We start from the raw sequence: 19548 nt of genomic DNA, 5'->3' as shown, positions 1-19548 counted from the left end.
TAACCTAAATAAAAAAACGGAAGTAAGCTTCCGTTTTTTATTTGTAAATATTCGATAAAAATTAACCGCTTGTGCTTAGAACGGGATATCGTCGTCGAAGTTATCCATTGGTGGTTCTGCTTGAGCAGGTTTCGCTGCTTGTGGAGCAGAGCGACTTGCTGTTTGATCGTAACCGTAACCGCTGTTACCTTGGTTATAACTTTGTTGTGGTGCAGGTGCTGAATTTCCCCAACCGCCTTGGTTACCGCCGGAATCGCCGCCTTGGTTACGTCCGCCTAACATTTGTAAAACGTCACCTTGGATTTCGGTGGTATAACGGTCTTGACCGTTTTGGTCTTGCCATTTACGTGTTTTTAAACGGCCTTCAACATAAACTTGTGAGCCTTTACGTAAGTATTGACCGGCAACTTCCGCTTGGCGACGGTAGAATACGATACGGTGCCATTCGGTTACTTCACGGCGTTCGCCCGTATTTTTATCCGTCCAACTTTCACTGGTTGCTACGCTAATATTTGCAACCGCTTCGCCGTTTGGCATGGTGCGCATTTCAGGATCGTTACCTAAATTGCCCACGATGATAACTTTATTAATACCTGCCATAAAATCCTCTGTGAATTAATTAAGTGCTGTAAATTTTGTGCGGTATTCTACCTGAAATTCAAAAAAATGCACGCATTAAAACTGATATTTTGTACAGTTACTTTAAAATATGCGATAATAAAAAACATTTTTTAGTGAGAGCAACCGATTATGCAGTACATTGATGTTCGTGGTGCGCGAACCCACAACCTTAAAAATATCAATTTAATTCTTCCTCGAGATAAATTTATTGTAATTACCGGCTTATCCGGATCGGGTAAGTCTTCTTTAGCTTTCGATACGCTGTATGCGGAAGGGCAACGCCGTTATGTGGAATCCCTTTCAGCCTATGCACGCCAATTCCTTTCATTGATGGAAAAACCGGATGTTGACCATATTGAAGGACTTTCACCGGCAATTTCTATCGAGCAAAAATCCACTTCGCATAATCCTCGTTCCACGGTGGGAACGGTAACCGAAATCCACGACTATTTACGTCTATTGTTTGCCCGAGTGGGTGAGCCTCGTTGTCCGGATCACGATTTACCGTTGGCAGCACAAACTATTTCACAAATGGTGGATAGAGTAATGGAAGAACCGGAGGGCAAGCGTTTGATGCTACTTGCGCCGGTGGTTAAAGATCGTAAAGGCGAACACGTAAAATTATTGGAAAATTTGACCGCTTCCGGCTATATCCGAGCCAGAATTGACGGCGAAATCTGTGATTTATCTGATCCGCCGGCATTGGAATTACAGAAAAAGCACACAATTGAAGTGGTGGTCGATCGCTTTAAAGTGAGAAGTGATATTGCAACTCGCCTAGCGGAATCTTTTGAAACGGCATTGGATTTATCCGGTTCGACAGCGATTATTGCCGATATGGACGATCCGAATGCGGATGAAATTGTCTTTTCATCCAGTTTTGCTTGCCCGCATTGCGGCTATTCGTTGCACGAATTAGAACCTCGTTTGTTCTCATTTAATAACCCGGCCGGTGCTTGTCCGACGTGTGACGGCTTAGGGGTAGAGCAGTATTTTGACCCGAATAAAGTAGTACAAAATCCGGATGTCTCGTTAGCAAGCGGTGCGATTAAAGGTTGGGATCGCCGTAGCTTTTACTATTTCGGTTTGTTGAAATCGGTGGCGGATCATTATGATTTTTCACTGGATACGCCGTTTAAAGATCTGACTAAAAAACAACGTGACATTATTCTGAACGGTTCAAAAGACGAAATCGAATTTGTTTATGTCAATGATCGCGGCGATAAAGTAAAACGTAAACATACCTTTGAAGGTGTGTTAAATAATATGGCTCGCCGTTATAAAGAAACCGAGTCGAATTCGGTGCGTGAAGAATTAGCGAAATATATCAATAGCCGCCCGTGTTTAGAGTGTGAAGGATCTCGCTTACGTCGTGAGGCACGTTATGTCTTTTTAGATAAAACCAATTTGCCGATGGTGTCGGAAAAATCGATTGGCGAAGCGTTAGAATTTTTTGAACAGTTAGATCTTGCCGGTCAAAAAGCGAAGATTGCGGAGAAAATTTTAAAAGAAATTCGTGAACGTTTGCAGTTCTTGGTCAATGTCGGCTTGAATTACCTCTCGCTTTCTCGTTCGGCGGAAACCTTATCCGGCGGTGAGGCGCAACGTATCCGTTTAGCCAGCCAAATCGGTGCAGGCTTGGTTGGGGTGATGTATGTGCTGGATGAGCCGTCTATCGGATTGCACCAACGTGATAACGAACGTTTATTAAATACCTTAATTCATCTGCGTAATTTGGGTAATACCGTAATTGTGGTGGAGCATGATGAAGATGCGATCCGTGCCGCAGATCATATTGTCGATATCGGCCCGGGAGCCGGTGTGCACGGTGGCCAAGTTATTGCACAAGGTACAGCGGAAGAAATTATGCAGGTGGAAGATTCGATTACCGGACAATTCCTCTCCGGCAAGCAGAAGATTGAAATTCCGGCAAAACGAGTGTCTTATGACGCGGCTAAATTGCTAACCTTAAAAGGGGCAAGCGGTAATAACTTAAAACAAGTACAGTTGGATATTCCGGTTGGTTTATTCACTTGTATTACCGGTGTCTCGGGTTCGGGTAAATCGACTCTAATCAACGATACCTTGTTCCCATTAGCACAAAATGCGTTAAATCGTGCGGAACGTACCGATGTCGCACCTTATGAGTCAATTGACGGCTTATCGCATTTCGATAAAGTGATTGATATCGACCAAAGCCCGATTGGGCGTACACCACGTTCAAACCCGGCAACCTATACCGGTTTATTTACGCCGATTCGTGAATTATTTGCCGGTACGCAAGAAGCGAGAGCGAGAGGCTATAATGTCGGACGCTTTAGTTTTAATGTGCGTGGCGGACGTTGTGAAGCCTGTCAAGGCGATGGCGTGATTAAAGTGGAAATGCACTTCCTACCGGATGTATATGTGCCGTGCGATCATTGCAAAGGTAAACGTTATAACCGAGAAACCTTGGAAATCCGTTACAAAGGCAAAACGATTCATCAAGTATTAGATATGACAGTGGAAGAGGCGAGAGAATTCTTTGCGCCGGTACCGGCGATTGCGCGTAAATTGCAAACCTTAATGGATGTCGGTTTATCGTATATTCGCTTAGGACAGTCCTCGACCACGCTTTCCGGCGGTGAAGCGCAGCGTGTTAAATTAGCGACCGAGCTTTCCAAACGTGATACCGGCAAAACGCTGTATATCTTAGACGAACCGACCACCGGTTTACATTTTGCCGATATTAAACAGCTACTTTCGGTGTTACACAAATTGCGTGACCAAGGTAATACGATTGTGGTGATCGAGCATAATTTAGATGTGATTAAAACCGCCGACTGGATTGTGGACTTAGGCCCTGAAGGCGGTTCGGGCGGCGGACAAATTATTGCGACCGGCACACCGGAAGAGGTAGCGAAAGACAAACGCTCGCACACGGCAAGATTTTTAAAAGAGATCTTAGCTAAAGGGTAAATGCCAAACGGTGTTTAACAAGCGGTCTGATTTTGCAGGAAATTTGCAAATTTCTTAGAAAATCAGACCGCTAGTTTTTAATAATAGACGAGTAGAACGATATTGCTCGAGTTAAATAAACGTGGCGGATAATCAATGTTACGGGCGTTCTTTAATCAGAAAATAGCCGTTTAAAACGACAATCAATAAATTCAAAGCGGCAACAATATACATTGCTGAGTTAAGACTGTAAAAAATAAAACCTAATCCCCAACAAATATTAGAGATACGAAGGTTAGGCATATCTTTAATGACAAAGGAAAGAGCGAGAATCAGGATTGAGCCATAGCTAAGAAATTCAATAATACTCATTTATTATCCTAAAAGGAGCAGGAAATCTAAAAGTTCACTTTACACAAAAGATTTACTTTTAAATAGTTTGGAATAACTAAAATATAACACATTGAAAATAATTTACAAATAAATAACAAATATGAAATATGACGATAAAATTCTCCACGCTTTCAGTGAAGACGGCTTATTAAGTAGCAATATTCAAGGATTCCGCCCTCGTGCGGCGCAACTTGAAATGGCACAAGCGGTCGGAAGAGCGGTAAAGTTTGCAACACCTGCAGTAGTAGAAGCCGGAACAGGTACGGGTAAAACCTTTGCTTATTTAGTACCGGCATTGCTGTCCGGTAAAAAAACCATTGTTTCGACCGGTTCAAAGAATTTGCAAGATCAATTATTTAATCGAGATCTACCGACTATTCAGAAAGCCTTGAAATATAAAGGTAAAGTTGCTTTATTAAAAGGACGAGCAAATTACCTCTGCTTAGAACGTTTGGATCAAGTCGTAGCTATGGGCGTATTGGGGGATAAATCGGTGTTAGCGGATTTATCGAAAGTCAGCAAATGGCATACTTCAACTAAAACCGGTGATTTAAGCGAATGTATTACAATCGCCGAAGACAGCCCGATTTTACCGCAATTGGTCAGCACTGCCGAAAGTTGCTTAGGTTCGGACTGTCCGCATTTTAAAGATTGTTATGTGGTACAAGCCCGCCGCCGAGCGATGGAAGCGGATGTGGTGGTGGTCAATCATCATCTGTTTTGTGCCGATATGGCAGTCAAAGAAACCGGTTTCGGTGAGCTAATTCCGGAAGCGGAACTGATCATTTTTGACGAAGCGCATCAATTACCGGATATTGCCAGCCAATATTTCGGTCAATCGTTAAGTTCTCGCCAGTTATTCGATATCTGCAAAGATACTAATATTGTGTACCGTACCGAGCTAAAAGATCTTGCCCAATTAGGTAAAGCGGCGGATCACTTGCAAAAAACAGTGCAAGATTTTCGTTTGTTAATGGGAACAGAAGGCTCAATTCGAGGAAACTTGCGAGAGTTGTTTAACGACCAAAAAGTGGTGGGCGGCTTAACAAAAGTTTCGGAAAACATTGATTTTTTAAGCGAAGTGATTAAAAAATCGCTCGGTCGTTCGGAAACGCTCGATAAAATTTTCGAAAGATTGGCGGAAGTCAAAGTTCAGTTAAAAAAATTGAGCGATACTAGTGTGGTTGGTTATTGCTATTGGTATGAAGCCAACGACCGTTCTTTCGGTTTACATATCACACCTTTAACCGTGGCGGATAAATTCGGCGAACAACTTAAAAATCAGCAGATTGGTTGGGTATTTACTTCAGCAACGTTAGAGGTCGGCGGCAAATTTGATCACTTTTGTCAGCGTTTAGGCATTGAGAATGCGGAACAATTGGTGCTGCAAAGCCCTTTTGATTACGCAAATCAATCGCTACTTTGTGTGCCTCGTTATTTGCCGGATACCAATAAATTGCACACTTTAAACGAACTAGGCAAAATGTTGATGCCCGTTATTGAAGCCAATAACGGTCGTTGCTTTTTGCTCTGTACTTCCTATTTTATGATGCGTGGGTTAGCGGATTTTCTGCGTGAACACAGCAATTTAAGCGTGTTATTGCAAGGGGAAACCAGCAAAGCCCGCTTATTGGAAAAATTTATTGCGGAAGAAAACAGCGTACTGGTTGCAACTCAAAGTTTCTGGGAAGGCATTGATGTGCGCGGCGATGCGTTATCGCTGGTGATTATTGATAAATTGCCGTTTACTTCGCCTGACGAGCCGTTGTTAAGAGCGCGTATGGAAGATTGTCGTTTACAAGGCGGCGAGCCGTTTAACGATATTCAAATTCCGGAAGCGGTGATTACGCTCAAACAGGGCGTAGGGCGATTGATTCGTGACGTAACCGATCGAGGTGTGGTGATCATTTGTGATTCACGTTTGGTAATGCGCAATTACGGTAAGACGTTCTTAAAAAGTTTACCGCCATCAACACGCACCCGTGATTTAGATAAAGTGATTCAATTTTTAAAAAATAAGTGAGAAAACAAGCGGTTGATTTTGCAAAATTTTTTGTAAATTTAACCGCTTATTACGGAGGATACTTATATGATTGTTCGTATGCTCAGAATGCTGATTTCCTTGGCGTTGCTTTTCGCGATGTTATACGGCGGAAAGTTACTCGGCATTCTGATTCCGATTGGCATTTCCGAAAGTATTTGGGGAATGTTGTTACTTTTTACCTGCTTAGTTATCGGGGTCGTTAAAGTAGAGTGGGTTACCCCTAGCGCAAGACCGCTTACCCGTTATATGACGATTTTCTTTATTCCAGTCTGTGCCGAAATTATCGAACACATTGATATTCTTGAATCTCATCTGGCTTCATTTGTATTGGCAAATATATTCAGTACGTCCCTTTCCTTGATCGCTATCGGATTATTCGCCCAATGGGTTTTTCATCAAAAATAGTAGGCGCTTATGATTTACCTTTATTCATGTTTAACCGTCTTAGCGTTTTTAATTGGGCAGCGGATCAGCCAAAAATTAAAATCTTCGGTGTTAAATCCGTTTGTGATTGCTTTAACGCTTGTCATTACTGTGATTGTGATTGGTAAAGTACCTTACACGGACTATTATCAGGGTAATTTCCCGATCAACAATCTGCTTGGCGTGTCGGTTGTTGCACTCGCCCTGCCTTTTTACGAACAACTACCGCAAATTCGTAAAAAATGGCGACAAATCACGTTAGTTGTTGTATTCGGTACTTGTTTTACTATGCTGACGGGTGTTTTCTTTGCCGTGTTATTAGGCGCAAGTCCGGATATTTTAGCGGCGATCGTGCCGAAATCGGTTTCGACGCCGATTGCTATCGCTATCGCCACTCAAATCGGCGGTAGTTCGGCAATTACCGCCGTAGGCGTATTAGTTGCCGGCTTACTCGGTTCCGTTTTCGGATTTGCCGTATTGCATCGTATCGGTGTGCGCAATGTCAGAGCGATCGGTTTGAGTATGGGAGCGGTTTCCCATGCGTTAGGTACGGGGCGTTGTATGGAATATAGCATTAAAACCGGCAGTTACAGCTCGATAGCGTTAGTTTTATGCGGCGTATTATCTTCGGTATTGGCTCCGTTTGTTTTTAAACTTGTTATGCACTTGTTTTATTAATCAACGATTAATATCGGTTTTATACGGTTAGACGGCGTGTTTAAGTTGGTATATTGGCTAATTCAAGGTACAATCTGCGCAATTTTTTTAATGAAGACCTAACTATGCAAGAAAAAGATCTCTCTACATTTAAAACGTTTAAGCGTTTGTTTCCGACTATTCGACCGTATAAATTGGGATTGATTGCCGGAGCTGTCGCGCTTGTATTAAATGCCTTAGTCGATTCAAGTTTGATTTATTTACTGAAGCCGTTGCTGGATGACGGTTTCGGTAAGGCGGATAACAGCTTTTTAAAATTGATGGCGGTATTGGTCGTCGTCTTTATTTTAATTAGAGGGATCACCAACTATATTGCCAGTTATAGCCTCGCATGGGTGTCGGGCAATGTGGTAATGACATTGCGCCGTAATATTTTTCAGCACTTAATGTATATGCCGGTCAGTTATTTCGATAAAAATCCGACCGGTCGTTTGCTCTCCCGTGTAACTTATGATACGGAAATGGTGGCGACTTCTTCATCTCACGCCTTGGTTACGATTGTGCGAGAAGGCGCATATTTGATTTCCTTATTTGTGGTAATGATTTATACCAGTTGGCAGCTATCATTTGTTTTATTTGTGATGGCACCGATTATCGGTGTCTTAATCGGCATCGTTTCAAAGCGTTTTCGTACGTTAAGTCGTAATATTCAAAGTTCGATGGGCGAATTGACCGTCACTACCGAACAAATGCTTAAAGGGCATAAAGTCGTGCTTTCTTTCGGCGGACAAAAAGTCGAGAAAGATCGTTTTGATCGCGTCAGTAACGATATGCGTCGTAAAGGGATGAAAATCGTTTCGGCGGACGGTATTTCGGACGGTGCGGTACAATTAATCGCTTCGTTCGCATTATCGGTGGTACTTTATGTGGCTACCTTTCCGGAAGTAATGAGTGAAAATTTAACCGCCGGTTCGTTTACTGTGGTGTTTTCGTCAATGATGGCGATGCTCCGTCCGTTAAAATCGCTTACAAACGTGAACTCGCAATTTCAGCGCGGTATGGCGGCCTGCCAAACGTTATTTGAATTTTTAGATCTTGAAACCGAAAAAGACAGTGGAAAACGTGAAGTCGAGCGAGCTAAAGGCGATGTTGTGTTTAATCATGTCTCATTTAGCTATGACGGAAAAGATGAACGAGCTTTAAGTAATATTTCCTTTAATATTCCGCAAGGTAAAACCGTTGCGTTAGTCGGTCGTTCCGGTTCGGGTAAATCCACAATCGCGAATTTGCTTACCCGCTTTTATGATATTAACGAGGGCGAGATTTTACTGGACGGGGTTAATATCCAGGATTACACCCTAGCGAATCTTCGCCGGCAATGTTCGGTCGTTTCACAGCAAGTGCATTTATTTAATGACTCGATTGCCAATAATATTGCCTATGCCGCTACGGAAAAATATAGCCGAGAACAAATTGTAGAAGCTGCGAGAGCGGCTCATGCATTAGAGTTTATTGAGAAACTGGAACACGGTTTTGATACGGTTATCGGTGAAAACGGTGCGAGTTTATCCGGCGGTCAGCGTCAGCGTTTAGCCATTGCTCGCGCATTATTGCGTAATTCGCCGGTGTTAGTTTTGGACGAAGCGACATCCGCCTTAGATACCGAATCCGAGCGAGCGATTCAATCGGCATTAGCGGAGTTGCAAAAAGATAAGACGGTACTGGTGATCGCCCATCGTTTATCGACGATTGAAAAAGCGGATGAGATTCTCGTTGTAGATCACGGAGAAATCATTGAAAGAGGATCGCATAACGAGTTATTGGTTAAAAACGGTGCCTATAAACAATTGCATAGTTTGCAATTCGGGCAATAATTTTATTTGACGGCTATTTTATTGCAGGCACCGATAAGGTGCCTTTTTCTTTGAAGACAAGCGGTCGGATTTCCGTTAAACTTTGCAAAGTTTTTAGACATTCAGACCGCTTGTAAAGCAGGAAATCTATGAAAAAATTCACTAAAATTCTCTCTCTTTCAACCTTACTTTTCCTTGCCGGCTGCCAATCGGTATTAAACGAACCGACCGAAGTGCAACAACCCGGCGTACAAATTCCGCATAATGACGCGCAATGGCAACAACATCTGCAACAGTTGGCAAAAATCCAAAGTTATTCGGCTAAAGGACAAATCGGTTATATTTCTCCGGAAGAACGTTTTTCTTCTCACTTCGATTGGCAATATCGTACACCGACCAATTTCGGTTTGGAACTTTCGTCCAATTTATCCAGTAAATCATTAAAATTACAGCGTAATGCTCGGGGCTTAACCATTTCGGACAGCGAAGGAAATTCTCGTTCCGATCGTGATATGGACAGTTTGATGAAAGAAATTATCGGCGTTGCCTTCCCGATAGATCAATTCGCTTATTGGTTGAAAGGGCAGCCGGAACAAGACGGTAATTATATCGTAAACGACAAACGCCAACTTTCACAATTTAGCTATCACATCAATGGCGAAGTGTGGAAAGCGAGTTACGTACAATATCATGAAGATCGTCAGCCGAACTTACCGAAATTGATTGTTCTGGAAAACGGTTCTCAAACGTTAAAAATTCGTGTTGATCAATGGGCGTTTTAGGCGGAAAACATGACGGAAAAAATAATTTTACCCAGTCCGGCCAAGTTAAATCTGTTTCTTTATATCACTAATAAACGTGCGGACGGTTATCACGAATTACAGACGCTGTTTCAGTTCTTAGATTTCGGCGATGATATTTCCCTTGAAGTGAATGAAAGCGGTGAAATCGAGTTATTAAACGCAATAGAAGGGGTCGCGAAGGAACAAAACCTGATTTATCGTGCGGCAAAATTATTGCAAAATCATACCGCTTGTAGCAAAGGGGCGAAAATCGGTGTGACGAAACGTTTGCCGATGGGCGGCGGTGTCGGCGGCGGTTCATCGAATGCGGCGACCGTATTGGTCGGATTAAATCATTTCTGGCAAACCGGTTTAAGTTTGGAACAGCTTGCCGAATTAGGACTAAGTTTGGGGGCGGACGTACCTATTTTTGTACGAGGTTTTGCCGCTTTTGCCGAAGGTGTCGGCGAAAAATTAGTGGCTTGCCAACCGCGAGAGTCGTGGTATGTGGTATTAAAACCGAACGTTTCCATTTCGACCGCTGCGGTTTTTCAAGATCCGAATTTGCCGAGAAATACGCCGAAAAGAACATTAAGCCGACTTTTATCGGAAGAATGGACAAACGATTGCGAAAAAGTTGTGCGAGATCATTATTTCGAGGTTGAAGATCTTATTGCAGAATTGTTACAATATGCAACGTTTCGGCTGACAGGCACAGGAGCCTGTATTTTCGCCGAATTTGAGAGTGAAGCGGAAGCAAAAGCCGTTTTTGCACATAAACCGCACAATATTTTCGGTTTTATTGCAAAAGGACAAAATCGCTCTCCTTTACATCAAATGCTCAATTTAACCACTTTCCCACAATAGGATTCATTCCAATGCCAGATATTAAATTGTTTGCAGGTAATGCAACGCCTGAACTTGCAAAACGTATTGCAGAACGTCTTTATACATCTCTCGGAGATGCAACCGTCGGTCGTTTTAGTGACGGTGAGATCCAAGTTCAAATTAATGAAAATGTACGTGGCGGCGATATTTTTATCGTGCAATCGACTTGCGCGCCGACAAATGATAACTTGATGGAATTAATTGTAATGGTCGATGCGCTACGTCGTGCGTCAGCCGGTCGTATTACCGCAGTTATTCCTTATTTCGGTTATGCGCGCCAAGACCGTCGCGTACGTTCTGCACGTGTGCCGATTACGGCTAAAGTGGTAGCGGATTTCCTTTCTAGCGTGGGTGTGGATCGTGTTTTAACTTGTGATTTACACGCGGAACAAATTCAAGGTTTCTTTGACGTACCGGTAGATAACGTATTCGGTTCACCGGTATTAATTGACGATATTTTGAAAAAATCGGATTTAGTGAATCCTATCGTCGTTTCTCCGGATATCGGCGGTGTGGTGCGCGCTCGTGCGGTAGCTAAATTATTAAACGATACGGATATGGCGATTATCGATAAACGTCGTCCGAAAGCGAACGTATCGCAAGTGATGCATATTATCGGTGATGTAACTGACCGCGATTGTATCTTAGTGGACGATATGATTGATACCGGCGGTACATTGGTTAAAGCGGCGGAAGCGTTAAAAGAACGCGGTGCGCGTCGCGTATTCGCTTATGCAACGCATGCGGTATTCTCCGGTACGGCGGCAAGCAATTTAGCGAACTCGGCATTGGACGAAGTGGTGGTAACCGATACCATTCCGTTATCCGATGAGATTAAAGCGTTAAATAAAGTTCGCGTACTCACGTTATCAAGCATGTTAGCGGAAGCGATTCGTCGTATCAGTAACGAAGAATCCATCTCCGCAATGTTCGATGCATAATATCCAGTAAGGGCGGGTTTGATACCCGCCCTTAATTTATCCGTTTCTTTCTAACTATATCCAAGAGTTCACCATGTATTCTCTGATTCGTAAATGTCTTTTTTCAATGGATGCCGAAACCGCACATAACTTTTCTATTCAAGCACTTAAATTAGCCGGAAAACTGCCGATTAATGTTTTGCCTATGCCGTTAAATCCCGTAGAAGTTATGGGGTTACAATTTAAAAATCCGATCGGTTTGGCTGCCGGCGCGGATAAAAACGGTGAAGCGATAGACGGTTTCGGAAAGTTGGGATTCGGATTTATTGAAGTCGGTACGGTAACGCCGGTTGTGCAAGACGGTAATCCTAAGCCGCGCCAGTTCCGTATTTTAGAAGCGGAAGGCATTATTAACCGTAACGGTTTTAATAATTTAGGTGTGGACGTATTGGTCGAAAATGTTAAGAAAGCAAAATATGACGGCATTATCGGCATTAATATCGGTAAAAATGCGGTCACACCGATAGAACGTGCATTAGACGATTATCAAATTTGTTTACGTAAGGTATATGAACATGCGGATTATATTACGGTTAATATTTCTTCACCGAATACTAAAAATTTACGCACTTTGCAGTATGGCGAAGCGTTAGATGATTTGTTACGCTCGTTGAAAAGCGAGCAGGAAAGTCTGTCGCAAAAATTTAACCGATATAAACCGCTTGTCTTAAAAATCGCACCGGATTTAACCGATGAAGAAATCGCTTCGGTAGCGGATGGTTTGGTTCGTCATAAAATTGACGGCGTGATTGCAGGAAATACGACTCTTTCCCGAGATCCGGTAGTCGGATTAAAAAACGCCGAGCAACAAGGAGGTTTAAGCGGTAAACCGTTGAATACGTTAAGTACACGTTTGATTAGTACGTTAGCGAAAGAGTTAAACGGTGCCTTACCGATTATCGGTAGCGGCGGCATTCACTCCGTGGCGTCCGGTCAGGAAAAGATTGATGCGGGCGCGAGTTTGTTACAAGTTTACTCGGCAATGATTTATCAGGGACCGGCGTTAATTCAAAATCTCGCAAAGCATATTCAAGTGCGTTAATAGTAAGCGGTTAAATATTTAATCGTTTTTGTGAAATGAAATTGCTTGTTTAATAGACTATTCCTTTGTTATTGACTAAAGTCAAAAAAATGGACAAAACAGAGCAATTTTGTTATCTTGTGTTACAAATTTATCTACAAATTTTAAACATTTTTGATAAGTAAGTAAAAGGTGTTTAAAATCAATGAGATAGTAGTAAGATATTCGGTTGGCTAGGTTGTAAGTTTTACATTTTGGTAAACTTTCCGTATGTTTTATGTCATGCTTGCCAATAGGACGTCTATAATTTCATCAATCGATAAGTTTAAGATACTTAGCTTATCATTCATCATTAAATCAAAATAAGGAAAACCTATGTCAGAGATCGAAAGAGACGTAGATCCATTCGAAACCAAAGAATGGTTAGAGTCATTAGATTCTTTAATCCGTGTAGAAGGTGTTGAGCGCGCTCAATATATTATTGACCAATTATTAGATCAAGCTCGTACGGAAGGCGTACCTGTTCAATCAGGCGTTACAACTGCATATGTGAATACTATCCCTGTAAGCGCACAACCTGCATATCCCGGCGATCATAAAATTGAACGTCGTATCCGTTCTGCAGTACGTTGGAATGCTATTGCAATGGTTTTACGTAGCCAGAAGAAAGATCTCGACTTAGGTGGTCATATTTCTACTTTCCAATCAGCGGCAACGATGTATGAAGTGTGCTATAACCACTTCTTCAAAGCGGCGACTGAAAAAAACGGCGGCGACTTAGTATTTTTCCAAGGTCACGCCGCGCCGGGTATGTATGCTCGTGCTTATGTTGAAGGTCGTTTAACGGAAGAGCAATTAGATAACTTCCGTCAAGAAGCGTTTACCGACGGTTTATCTTCATATCCTCACCCGAAATTAATGCCCGAATTTTGGCAATTCTCAACCGTATCAATGGGTTTAGGTCCCGTTAATGCGATTTACCAAGCGCGTTTCTTAAAATATCTTGAAAACCGCGGTTTAAAAGATACCGCTGATCAAAAAGTATATGCGTTCTTAGGCGACGGCGAGATGGATGAAATCGAGTCTAAAGGTGCATTAACTTTCGCAGCGCGTGAAAAATTAGATAACTTAATTTTCACAGTAAGCTGTAACTTACAACGTTTAGACGGTCCGGTAAACGGTAACGGTAAAATCATTCAAGAATTAGAAGGTTTATTTACCGGTGCGGGCTGGGAAGTAATTAAAGTATTATGGGGCGGTAACTGGGATAAATTATTCGCAAAAGATACCTCTGGTAAATTAGCGCAATTAATGATGGAAGTGGTTGATGGCGACTACTTAACCTTCAAATCGAAAGACGGTGCTTATATCCGTGAACACTTCTTCGGTCGTTACCCTGAAACAGCCGCATTAGTTGCGGATATGACCGATGATGAGATTTGGGATCTTCGCCGTGGTGCGCACGACAGTGAAAAACTTTATGCCGCATATGCGAAAGCACAAAAATCAGACAAACCAGTTGTGATTTTAGCGCACCAAGTTAAAGGTTATAAAATTCCTGAAGCGGAAAGTAAAAATACCGCTCACCAATCGAAAAAAATGTCATTAGAAAGCTTAAAAGGCTTCCGTGACTACTTCGAATTACCATTGACGGATGAACAAGTAGAAAGCTTAGAGTACATCAAGTTTGCCGAAGGTTCTGAAGAATACAACTACATTCACGGTCACCGTAAAGCATTAAACGGTTATGTGCCGGCTCGTCGTGCCAAATTCGACGTAGAGTATAAAGTCCCTGCATTAGATGAATTTAAAGCATTACTTGCAGAACAACCACGTGGTATTTCAACCACAATGGCGTTTACACGTGCATTAAATATCTTATTAAAAGATAAAAATATCGGTAAAACCATCGTTCCGATGATCGTGGACGAAGCGCGTACATTCGGTATGGAAGGTTTATTCCGTCAAGTGGGTATTTACAACCCGCACGGTCAAAACTATACCCCTTCAGACCGTGATTTAGTGGCTTACTACCGTGAAGCGAAAGACGGTCAAGTATTACAAGAAGGTATCAACGAATTAGGTGGTGCGGCATCTTGGGTGGCTGCGGCGACTTCTTACTCCGTAAGTAACCAACCGATGATCCCGTTCTTCATCTATTACTCAATGTTCGGTTTCCAACGTGTGGGCGATATGATGTGGTTGGCAGGTGACCAATTAGCGCGCGGTTTCATGGTTGGCGGTACTTCAGGTCGTACAACTTTAAACGGTGAAGGCTTACAACACGAAGACGGTCACAGCCATATCCAAGCGGGTATTATTCCTAACTGTGTAACTTATGATCCATCATTTGCGTTTGAAGTAGCGGTAATTATGCAAGACGGTATTAACCGTATGTATGGTGAAAAACAAGAAAATGTTTTCTACTATATGACAACATTAAACGAAGTAATGGAGCAGCCTGCAATGCCTGAAGGTGCAGAAGAGGGTATCCGTAAAGGTTTATATAAATTTGAAACGGTTAAAGGTAAAGGTAAAGGTCACGTTCAGTTATTAGGTTCAGGTTCTATTATGCGTCACGTTCGTGAAGCAGCACAGATCCTTGCGAATGACTACGGCGTAACTTCAGATGTATTCTCAGCTCCGTCATTTAACGAGCTAGCTCGTGAAGGTAACGATGCAGTACGTTGGAACTTATTACACCCGACAGCAGAACAACGCATTCCTTATGTAGCGCAAGTATTAGCGGACTTACCGACAGTCGCTTCAACCGACTATGTAAAACAATATGCGGATCAAATTCGTGCATTCGTACCAAGCAAACACTATCACGTGTTAGGTACGGACGGTTTCGGTCGTTCGGACAGCCGTGCGAACTTACGTGAGCATTTCGAAGTAGATGCGCGTTATGTTGTTGTTGCAGCATTATCACAATTAGCGAAAGAAGGCACGGTAGAAACGAAAGTTGTTGCTGATGCAATCGCTAAATTCGGCTTAAACGTAGATCGTATTAACCCGTTATACGCATAAGAAAATAGCATTCTCCCCCTTATGGGGGAGAATAATTTATCAAATGAAGGATTACCAAAATGTCAAAACAAATTAATGTGCCAGACATCGGTTCGGATGAAGTTAGCGTAACCGAAGTCATGGTAAAAGCAGGCGATACAATTACTGTTGATCAATCGATTATTAATGTAGAAGGCGACAAAGCTTCAATGGAAGTTCCGGCGCCGGAAGCAGGTGTTGTTAAAGAAGTTTTAGTAAAAGTCGGCGATAAAGTTACAACCGGTTCACCAATGCTAGTATTAGAAGCGGCGGAATCTGCGCCGGCTCCGGTAGCGGAAGCGCCTGTACAAGCCGTAGCGCCTGTGGCAACAGCATCAGCGGTTGTTGAAGTGAACGTACCGGATATCGGTTCGGACGAAGTAAACGTAACCGAAATTATGGTTAAAGTCGGTGATTCGGTTGAAGTTGATCAATCAATCATTAATGTAGAAGGTGATAAAGCTTCAATGGAAGTTCCGGCACCTATCGCAGGCGTTGTAAAAGAAATTTTAATCAATGTAGGCGATAAAGTTTCAACCGGCAAATTAATTATGAAATTTGAAACGGTTTCAGCAGCGCCAGCTGCAGAGGAAGCTCCGGCACAAGCTGCCGCACCGGTTGCAACAGCTTCAGCAATCAAAGAAGTAAATGTACCGGATATCGGCGGTGACGAAGTAAACGTAACCGAAATCATGGTAAACGTTGGCGATACGGTATCAGAAGAGCAATCTTTAATTACCGTTGAAGGCGACAAAGCTTCAATGGAAGTTCCAGCTCCGTTTGCAGGTGTGGTAAAAGAAATTTTAGTAAAATCGGGCGATAAAGTTTCAACCGGTTCATTAATTATGAAATTTGAAGTAGCAGGTGCGGCACCGGCAGCAGCTCCTGCTCCTGCAGCACAAGCAGCTGCGCCAGCACCAGCGGCACAACCGGCAGCGCAACCAGCTCAAAGCGGTAACGTTTCAGGTCTAAGTCAAGACGTGGTGGCAGCGGCAGGTGCTTATGCACACGCAACACCGGTAATTCGTCGCTTAGCGCGTGAATTCGGCGTGAACTTAGATAAAGTGAAAGGCTCTGGTCGTAAAGGTCGTATCGTTAAAGAAGATATCCAAGCATACGTTAAAACGGCAGTTCAAGTATTTGAAAAACAAGGCGGAACGGCAGCGGCTACAACAGGTGCGGCGAATGGCGCAGGTTTAGGTTTATTACCATGGCCGAAAGTGGACTTCAGCAAATTCGGTGAAGTTGAAGAAGTAGAATTAAGCCGTATCAATAAGATTTCAGGTGCGAACTTACACCGTAACTGGGTAATGATTCCTCACGTTACACACTTCGACCGTACGGATATCACAGATTTAGAAGCATTCCGTAAAGAACAAAATAAACTTGCGGAAAAACAAAAATTAGATGTGAAGATCACACCGGTTGTATTCATTATGAAAGCGGTTGCGAAAGCGTTAGAAGCGTTCCCACGTTTCAACAGTTCAATCTCTGAAGATGCACAACGTTTAACCTTGAAAAAATACATCAATATCGGCGTGGCGGTAGATACTCCGAACGGCTTAGTTGTTCCTGTATTTAAAAATGTGAACAAAAAAGGTATTGTCGAGCTTTCTCGCGAGTTAATGGAAGTATCGAAGAAAGCGCGTGACGGTAAATTAACCGCATCGGATATGCAAGGCGGATGTTTCACGATTTCAAGTATCGGCGGTTTAGGTACAACACACTTCACTCCAATCGTGAATGCACCGGAAGTTGCAATTTTAGGCGTATCTAAGTCTGAAATGGCACCGGTATGGAACGGTAAAGAATTCGAACCGCGCTTAATGCTTCCGTTAGCGTTATCATTCGACCACCGTGTAATCGACGGTGCTGACGGTGCAAGATTCTTAACCTACATCAATGGTGTATTAGCGGACATCCGTCGCTTAGTTATGTAATAGGTAAGCGGTTGAATTTACAAAAAATGTTGTAAAATCGACCGCTTGTATCGTAGGGGGCGCAGTACTTGTGCCCCTACAACAAAGGAATAAATATGAGCAAAGAAATCAAAACGCAAGTCGTGGTACTTGGTGCGGGTCCTGCCGGTTATTCAGCGGCATTCCGTTGTGCCGACTTAGGCTTAGAAACAGTAATTGTCGAACGTTATTCAACTTTGGGCGGTGTATGCTTAAACGTAGGTTGTATTCCGTCTAAAGCATTATTACACGTTGCAAAAGTTATCGAAGAAGCAAAACACGCAGAGAAAAACGGTATTACTTTCGGTGAGCCCAACATTGATTTAGATAAAGTGCGTGCGGGTAAAGAAGCGGTTGTTTCTAAATTAACCGGCGGTTTAGCGGGTATGGCTAAAGCACGTAAAGTAACAGTAGTGGAAGGTTTAGCGGCGTTTACCGATCCGAATACTTTAGTAGCTCGTGACCGTGACGGTAATCCGACAACGATTAAATTTGATTATGCAATTATTGCAGCCGGTTCTCGTCCGATTCAGCTTCCGTTCATTCCACACGAAGATCCGCGTGTGTGGGATTCTACGGATGCACTTAAATTAAAAGAAGTACCGAAAAAATTACTCATTATGGGCGGTGGTATCATCGGTTTAGAAATGGGTACCGTATATAACGCTTTAGGTTCGGAAGTTGAAGTGGTTGAGATGTTTGACCAAGTGATTCCTGCAGCAGATAAAGATGTTGTAGCTATCTACACCAAACAAATCGAGAAAAAATTCAAGTTAATGCTTGAAACTAAAGTAACTGCGGTTGAAGCGAAAGATGACGGTATCTATGTTTCAATGGAAGGTAAAGCATGTAACGATACTAAACGTTACGATGCGGTATTAGTCGCTATCGGTCGTGTACCGAACGGTAAATTAATCGATGCGGGTAAAGCGGGCGTGAATGTTGATGATCGCGGTTTCATCGCAGTGGATAAACAAATGCGTACCAACGTACCGCATATCTTCGCTATCGGTGATATCGTCGGTCAGCCGATGTTAGCACACAAAGGTGTTCACGAAGGTCATGTAGCGGCAGAAGTGATTGCCGGTCAAAAACACTACTTCGATCCTAAAGTGATTCCTTCAATCGCTTATACAGAGCCGGAAGTTGCTTGGGTAGGTAAAACGGAGAAAGAGTGTAAGCAAGAAGGCTTAAACTACGAAGTGGCTAAATTCCCTTGGGCTGCATCAGGTCGTGCGATCGCTTCCGAATGTTCGGAAGGTATGACTAAACTTATCTTCGATAAAGATACTCACCGTTTACTTGGCGGTGCAATCGTAGGTAGCAACGGCGGTGAATTATTAGGTGAAATCGGTCTTGCAATCGAAATGGGTTGCGATGCGGAAGATATCGCTTTAACTATCCATGCTCACCCTACATTACACGAATCGGTAGGTTTAGCTGCGGAAGTGTTTGAAGGTTCTATCACGGACTTACCAAACGCAAAAGCGAAAAAACGTTAATAGGTTAGTTTAACTTATTTATACAAGCGGTTGAAATTTGCAAAAAAATAGCAGATTTCAACCGCTTTTTTATATGCTAAAAGATCGGATTAATAACTTGATTTATGCTTATAAAATCAACTAATTAGCGCTATATTTATTAATTTTTCAGCATTGTGATCTTTTTTTCAGCATTTGAAATAAAATAATCAAATTAGCATTTGACATAGGTCTGAAAATCCGTAAAATGCACCTCGTTCCTTACGAACAAAGCCTTAAAGCGGGAATAGCTCAGTTGGTAGAGCACGACCTTGCCAAGGTCGGGGTCGCGAGTTCGAGCCTCGTTTCCCGCTCCATTAAATCTATTCAATACGGCGTGTTAGCAAAGCGGTTATGCACTGGATTGCAAATCCATGTAGATCGGTTCGACTCCGGTACACGCCTCCATTACTTACTCATTTC

14 protein-coding genes and 2 tRNA genes are annotated in these 19548 nt (G+C 42.7%); 14 read left to right on the top strand and 2 right to left on the bottom strand.

From position 1 onward, the window contains the following. Positions 1-75: 75 nt before the first annotated feature. Positions 76-600, bottom strand: coding sequence for a single-stranded DNA-binding protein (locus DRF63_RS04185; protein WP_005597224.1), 525 nt, complete (start codon positions 598-600; stop codon positions 76-78). Positions 601-750: 150 nt separating this feature from the next. On the opposite strand from DRF63_RS04185, the gene uvrA reads away from it, so the two are divergent. Next, on the top strand, positions 751-3579 hold the full coding sequence (gene uvrA / locus DRF63_RS04180; protein ID WP_005597222.1) for an excinuclease ABC subunit UvrA: 2829 nt from the start codon (positions 751-753) through the stop codon (positions 3577-3579). A 138-nt stretch (positions 3580-3717) separates the two neighbouring features. On the opposite strand, the gene DRF63_RS04175 is transcribed toward uvrA, so the two are convergent. Beyond that, a complete protein-coding gene (locus DRF63_RS04175) occupies positions 3718-3930 on the bottom strand; it encodes a hypothetical protein (protein WP_005597221.1) in 213 nt (70 codons plus the stop codon). A 121-nt stretch (positions 3931-4051) separates the two neighbouring features. On the opposite strand from DRF63_RS04175, the gene DRF63_RS04170 reads away from it, so the two are divergent. From DRF63_RS04170 to DRF63_RS04110, 13 genes are all read left to right on the top strand, one after another. Then, positions 4052-5974: a DNA repair helicase YoaA gene (locus DRF63_RS04170; RefSeq protein WP_005597220.1), complete on the top strand. Its 1923-nt coding sequence runs from the start codon at positions 4052-4054 to the stop codon at positions 5972-5974. Between the two features lie 66 nt (positions 5975-6040). Continuing rightward, positions 6041-6400, top strand: a complete 360-nt coding sequence (locus tag DRF63_RS04165) for a CidA/LrgA family protein (RefSeq protein WP_005601040.1) — start codon at positions 6041-6043, stop codon at positions 6398-6400. Between the two features lie 9 nt (positions 6401-6409). Continuing rightward, positions 6410-7096, top strand: coding sequence for a CidB/LrgB family autolysis modulator (locus DRF63_RS04160; RefSeq protein WP_005597218.1), 687 nt, complete (start codon positions 6410-6412; stop codon positions 7094-7096). Positions 7097-7200: 104 nt separating this feature from the next. Continuing rightward, positions 7201-8949: a lipid A ABC transporter ATP-binding protein/permease MsbA gene (gene msbA / locus DRF63_RS04155; protein ID WP_005597217.1), complete on the top strand. Its 1749-nt coding sequence runs from the start codon at positions 7201-7203 to the stop codon at positions 8947-8949. Positions 8950-9077: 128 nt separating this feature from the next. Continuing rightward, the gene (gene lolB / locus DRF63_RS04150; protein ID WP_005597216.1) at positions 9078-9710 is read left to right on the top strand and encodes a lipoprotein insertase outer membrane protein LolB; all 633 of its coding nucleotides are present in this window, start codon (positions 9078-9080) and stop codon (positions 9708-9710) included. A gap of 9 nt (positions 9711-9719) precedes the next feature. Further along, on the top strand, positions 9720-10577 hold the full coding sequence (gene ispE / locus DRF63_RS04145) for a 4-(cytidine 5'-diphospho)-2-C-methyl-D-erythritol kinase (RefSeq protein ID WP_005597213.1): 858 nt from the start codon (positions 9720-9722) through the stop codon (positions 10575-10577). An 11-nt stretch (positions 10578-10588) separates the two neighbouring features. Continuing rightward, a complete protein-coding gene (locus DRF63_RS04140) occupies positions 10589-11539 on the top strand; it encodes a ribose-phosphate pyrophosphokinase (RefSeq protein WP_005597212.1) in 951 nt (316 codons plus the stop codon). Positions 11540-11612: 73 nt separating this feature from the next. After that, positions 11613-12620 (top strand): quinone-dependent dihydroorotate dehydrogenase, encoded by a 1008-nt coding sequence (pyrD, locus tag DRF63_RS04135; protein ID WP_043991811.1) that lies wholly within the window; start codon positions 11613-11615, stop codon positions 12618-12620. A 354-nt stretch (positions 12621-12974) separates the two neighbouring features. Continuing rightward, a complete protein-coding gene (gene aceE / locus DRF63_RS04130) occupies positions 12975-15629 on the top strand; it encodes a pyruvate dehydrogenase (acetyl-transferring), homodimeric type (protein ID WP_005597210.1) in 2655 nt (884 codons plus the stop codon). Between the two features lie 59 nt (positions 15630-15688). Further along, positions 15689-17587, top strand: a complete 1899-nt coding sequence (gene aceF / locus DRF63_RS04125; protein WP_005597209.1) for a pyruvate dehydrogenase complex dihydrolipoyllysine-residue acetyltransferase — start codon at positions 15689-15691, stop codon at positions 17585-17587. A gap of 95 nt (positions 17588-17682) precedes the next feature. Continuing rightward, positions 17683-19107: a dihydrolipoyl dehydrogenase gene (lpdA, locus tag DRF63_RS04120; RefSeq protein ID WP_005597208.1), complete on the top strand. Its 1425-nt coding sequence runs from the start codon at positions 17683-17685 to the stop codon at positions 19105-19107. A 259-nt stretch (positions 19108-19366) separates the two neighbouring features. Then, positions 19367-19442 (top strand) — tRNA-Gly (locus DRF63_RS04115). 17 nt (positions 19443-19459) lie between these two features. Next, positions 19460-19533, top strand: a tRNA-Cys gene (locus DRF63_RS04110). Positions 19534-19548: the final 15 nt, after the last annotated feature.

The sequence above is a fragment of the Actinobacillus pleuropneumoniae genome (assembly GCF_003290385.1).
Lineage (GTDB): Bacteria > Pseudomonadota > Gammaproteobacteria > Enterobacterales > Pasteurellaceae > Actinobacillus > Actinobacillus lignieresii.
This window is presented reverse-complemented; position numbering and strand designations above follow the sequence as displayed.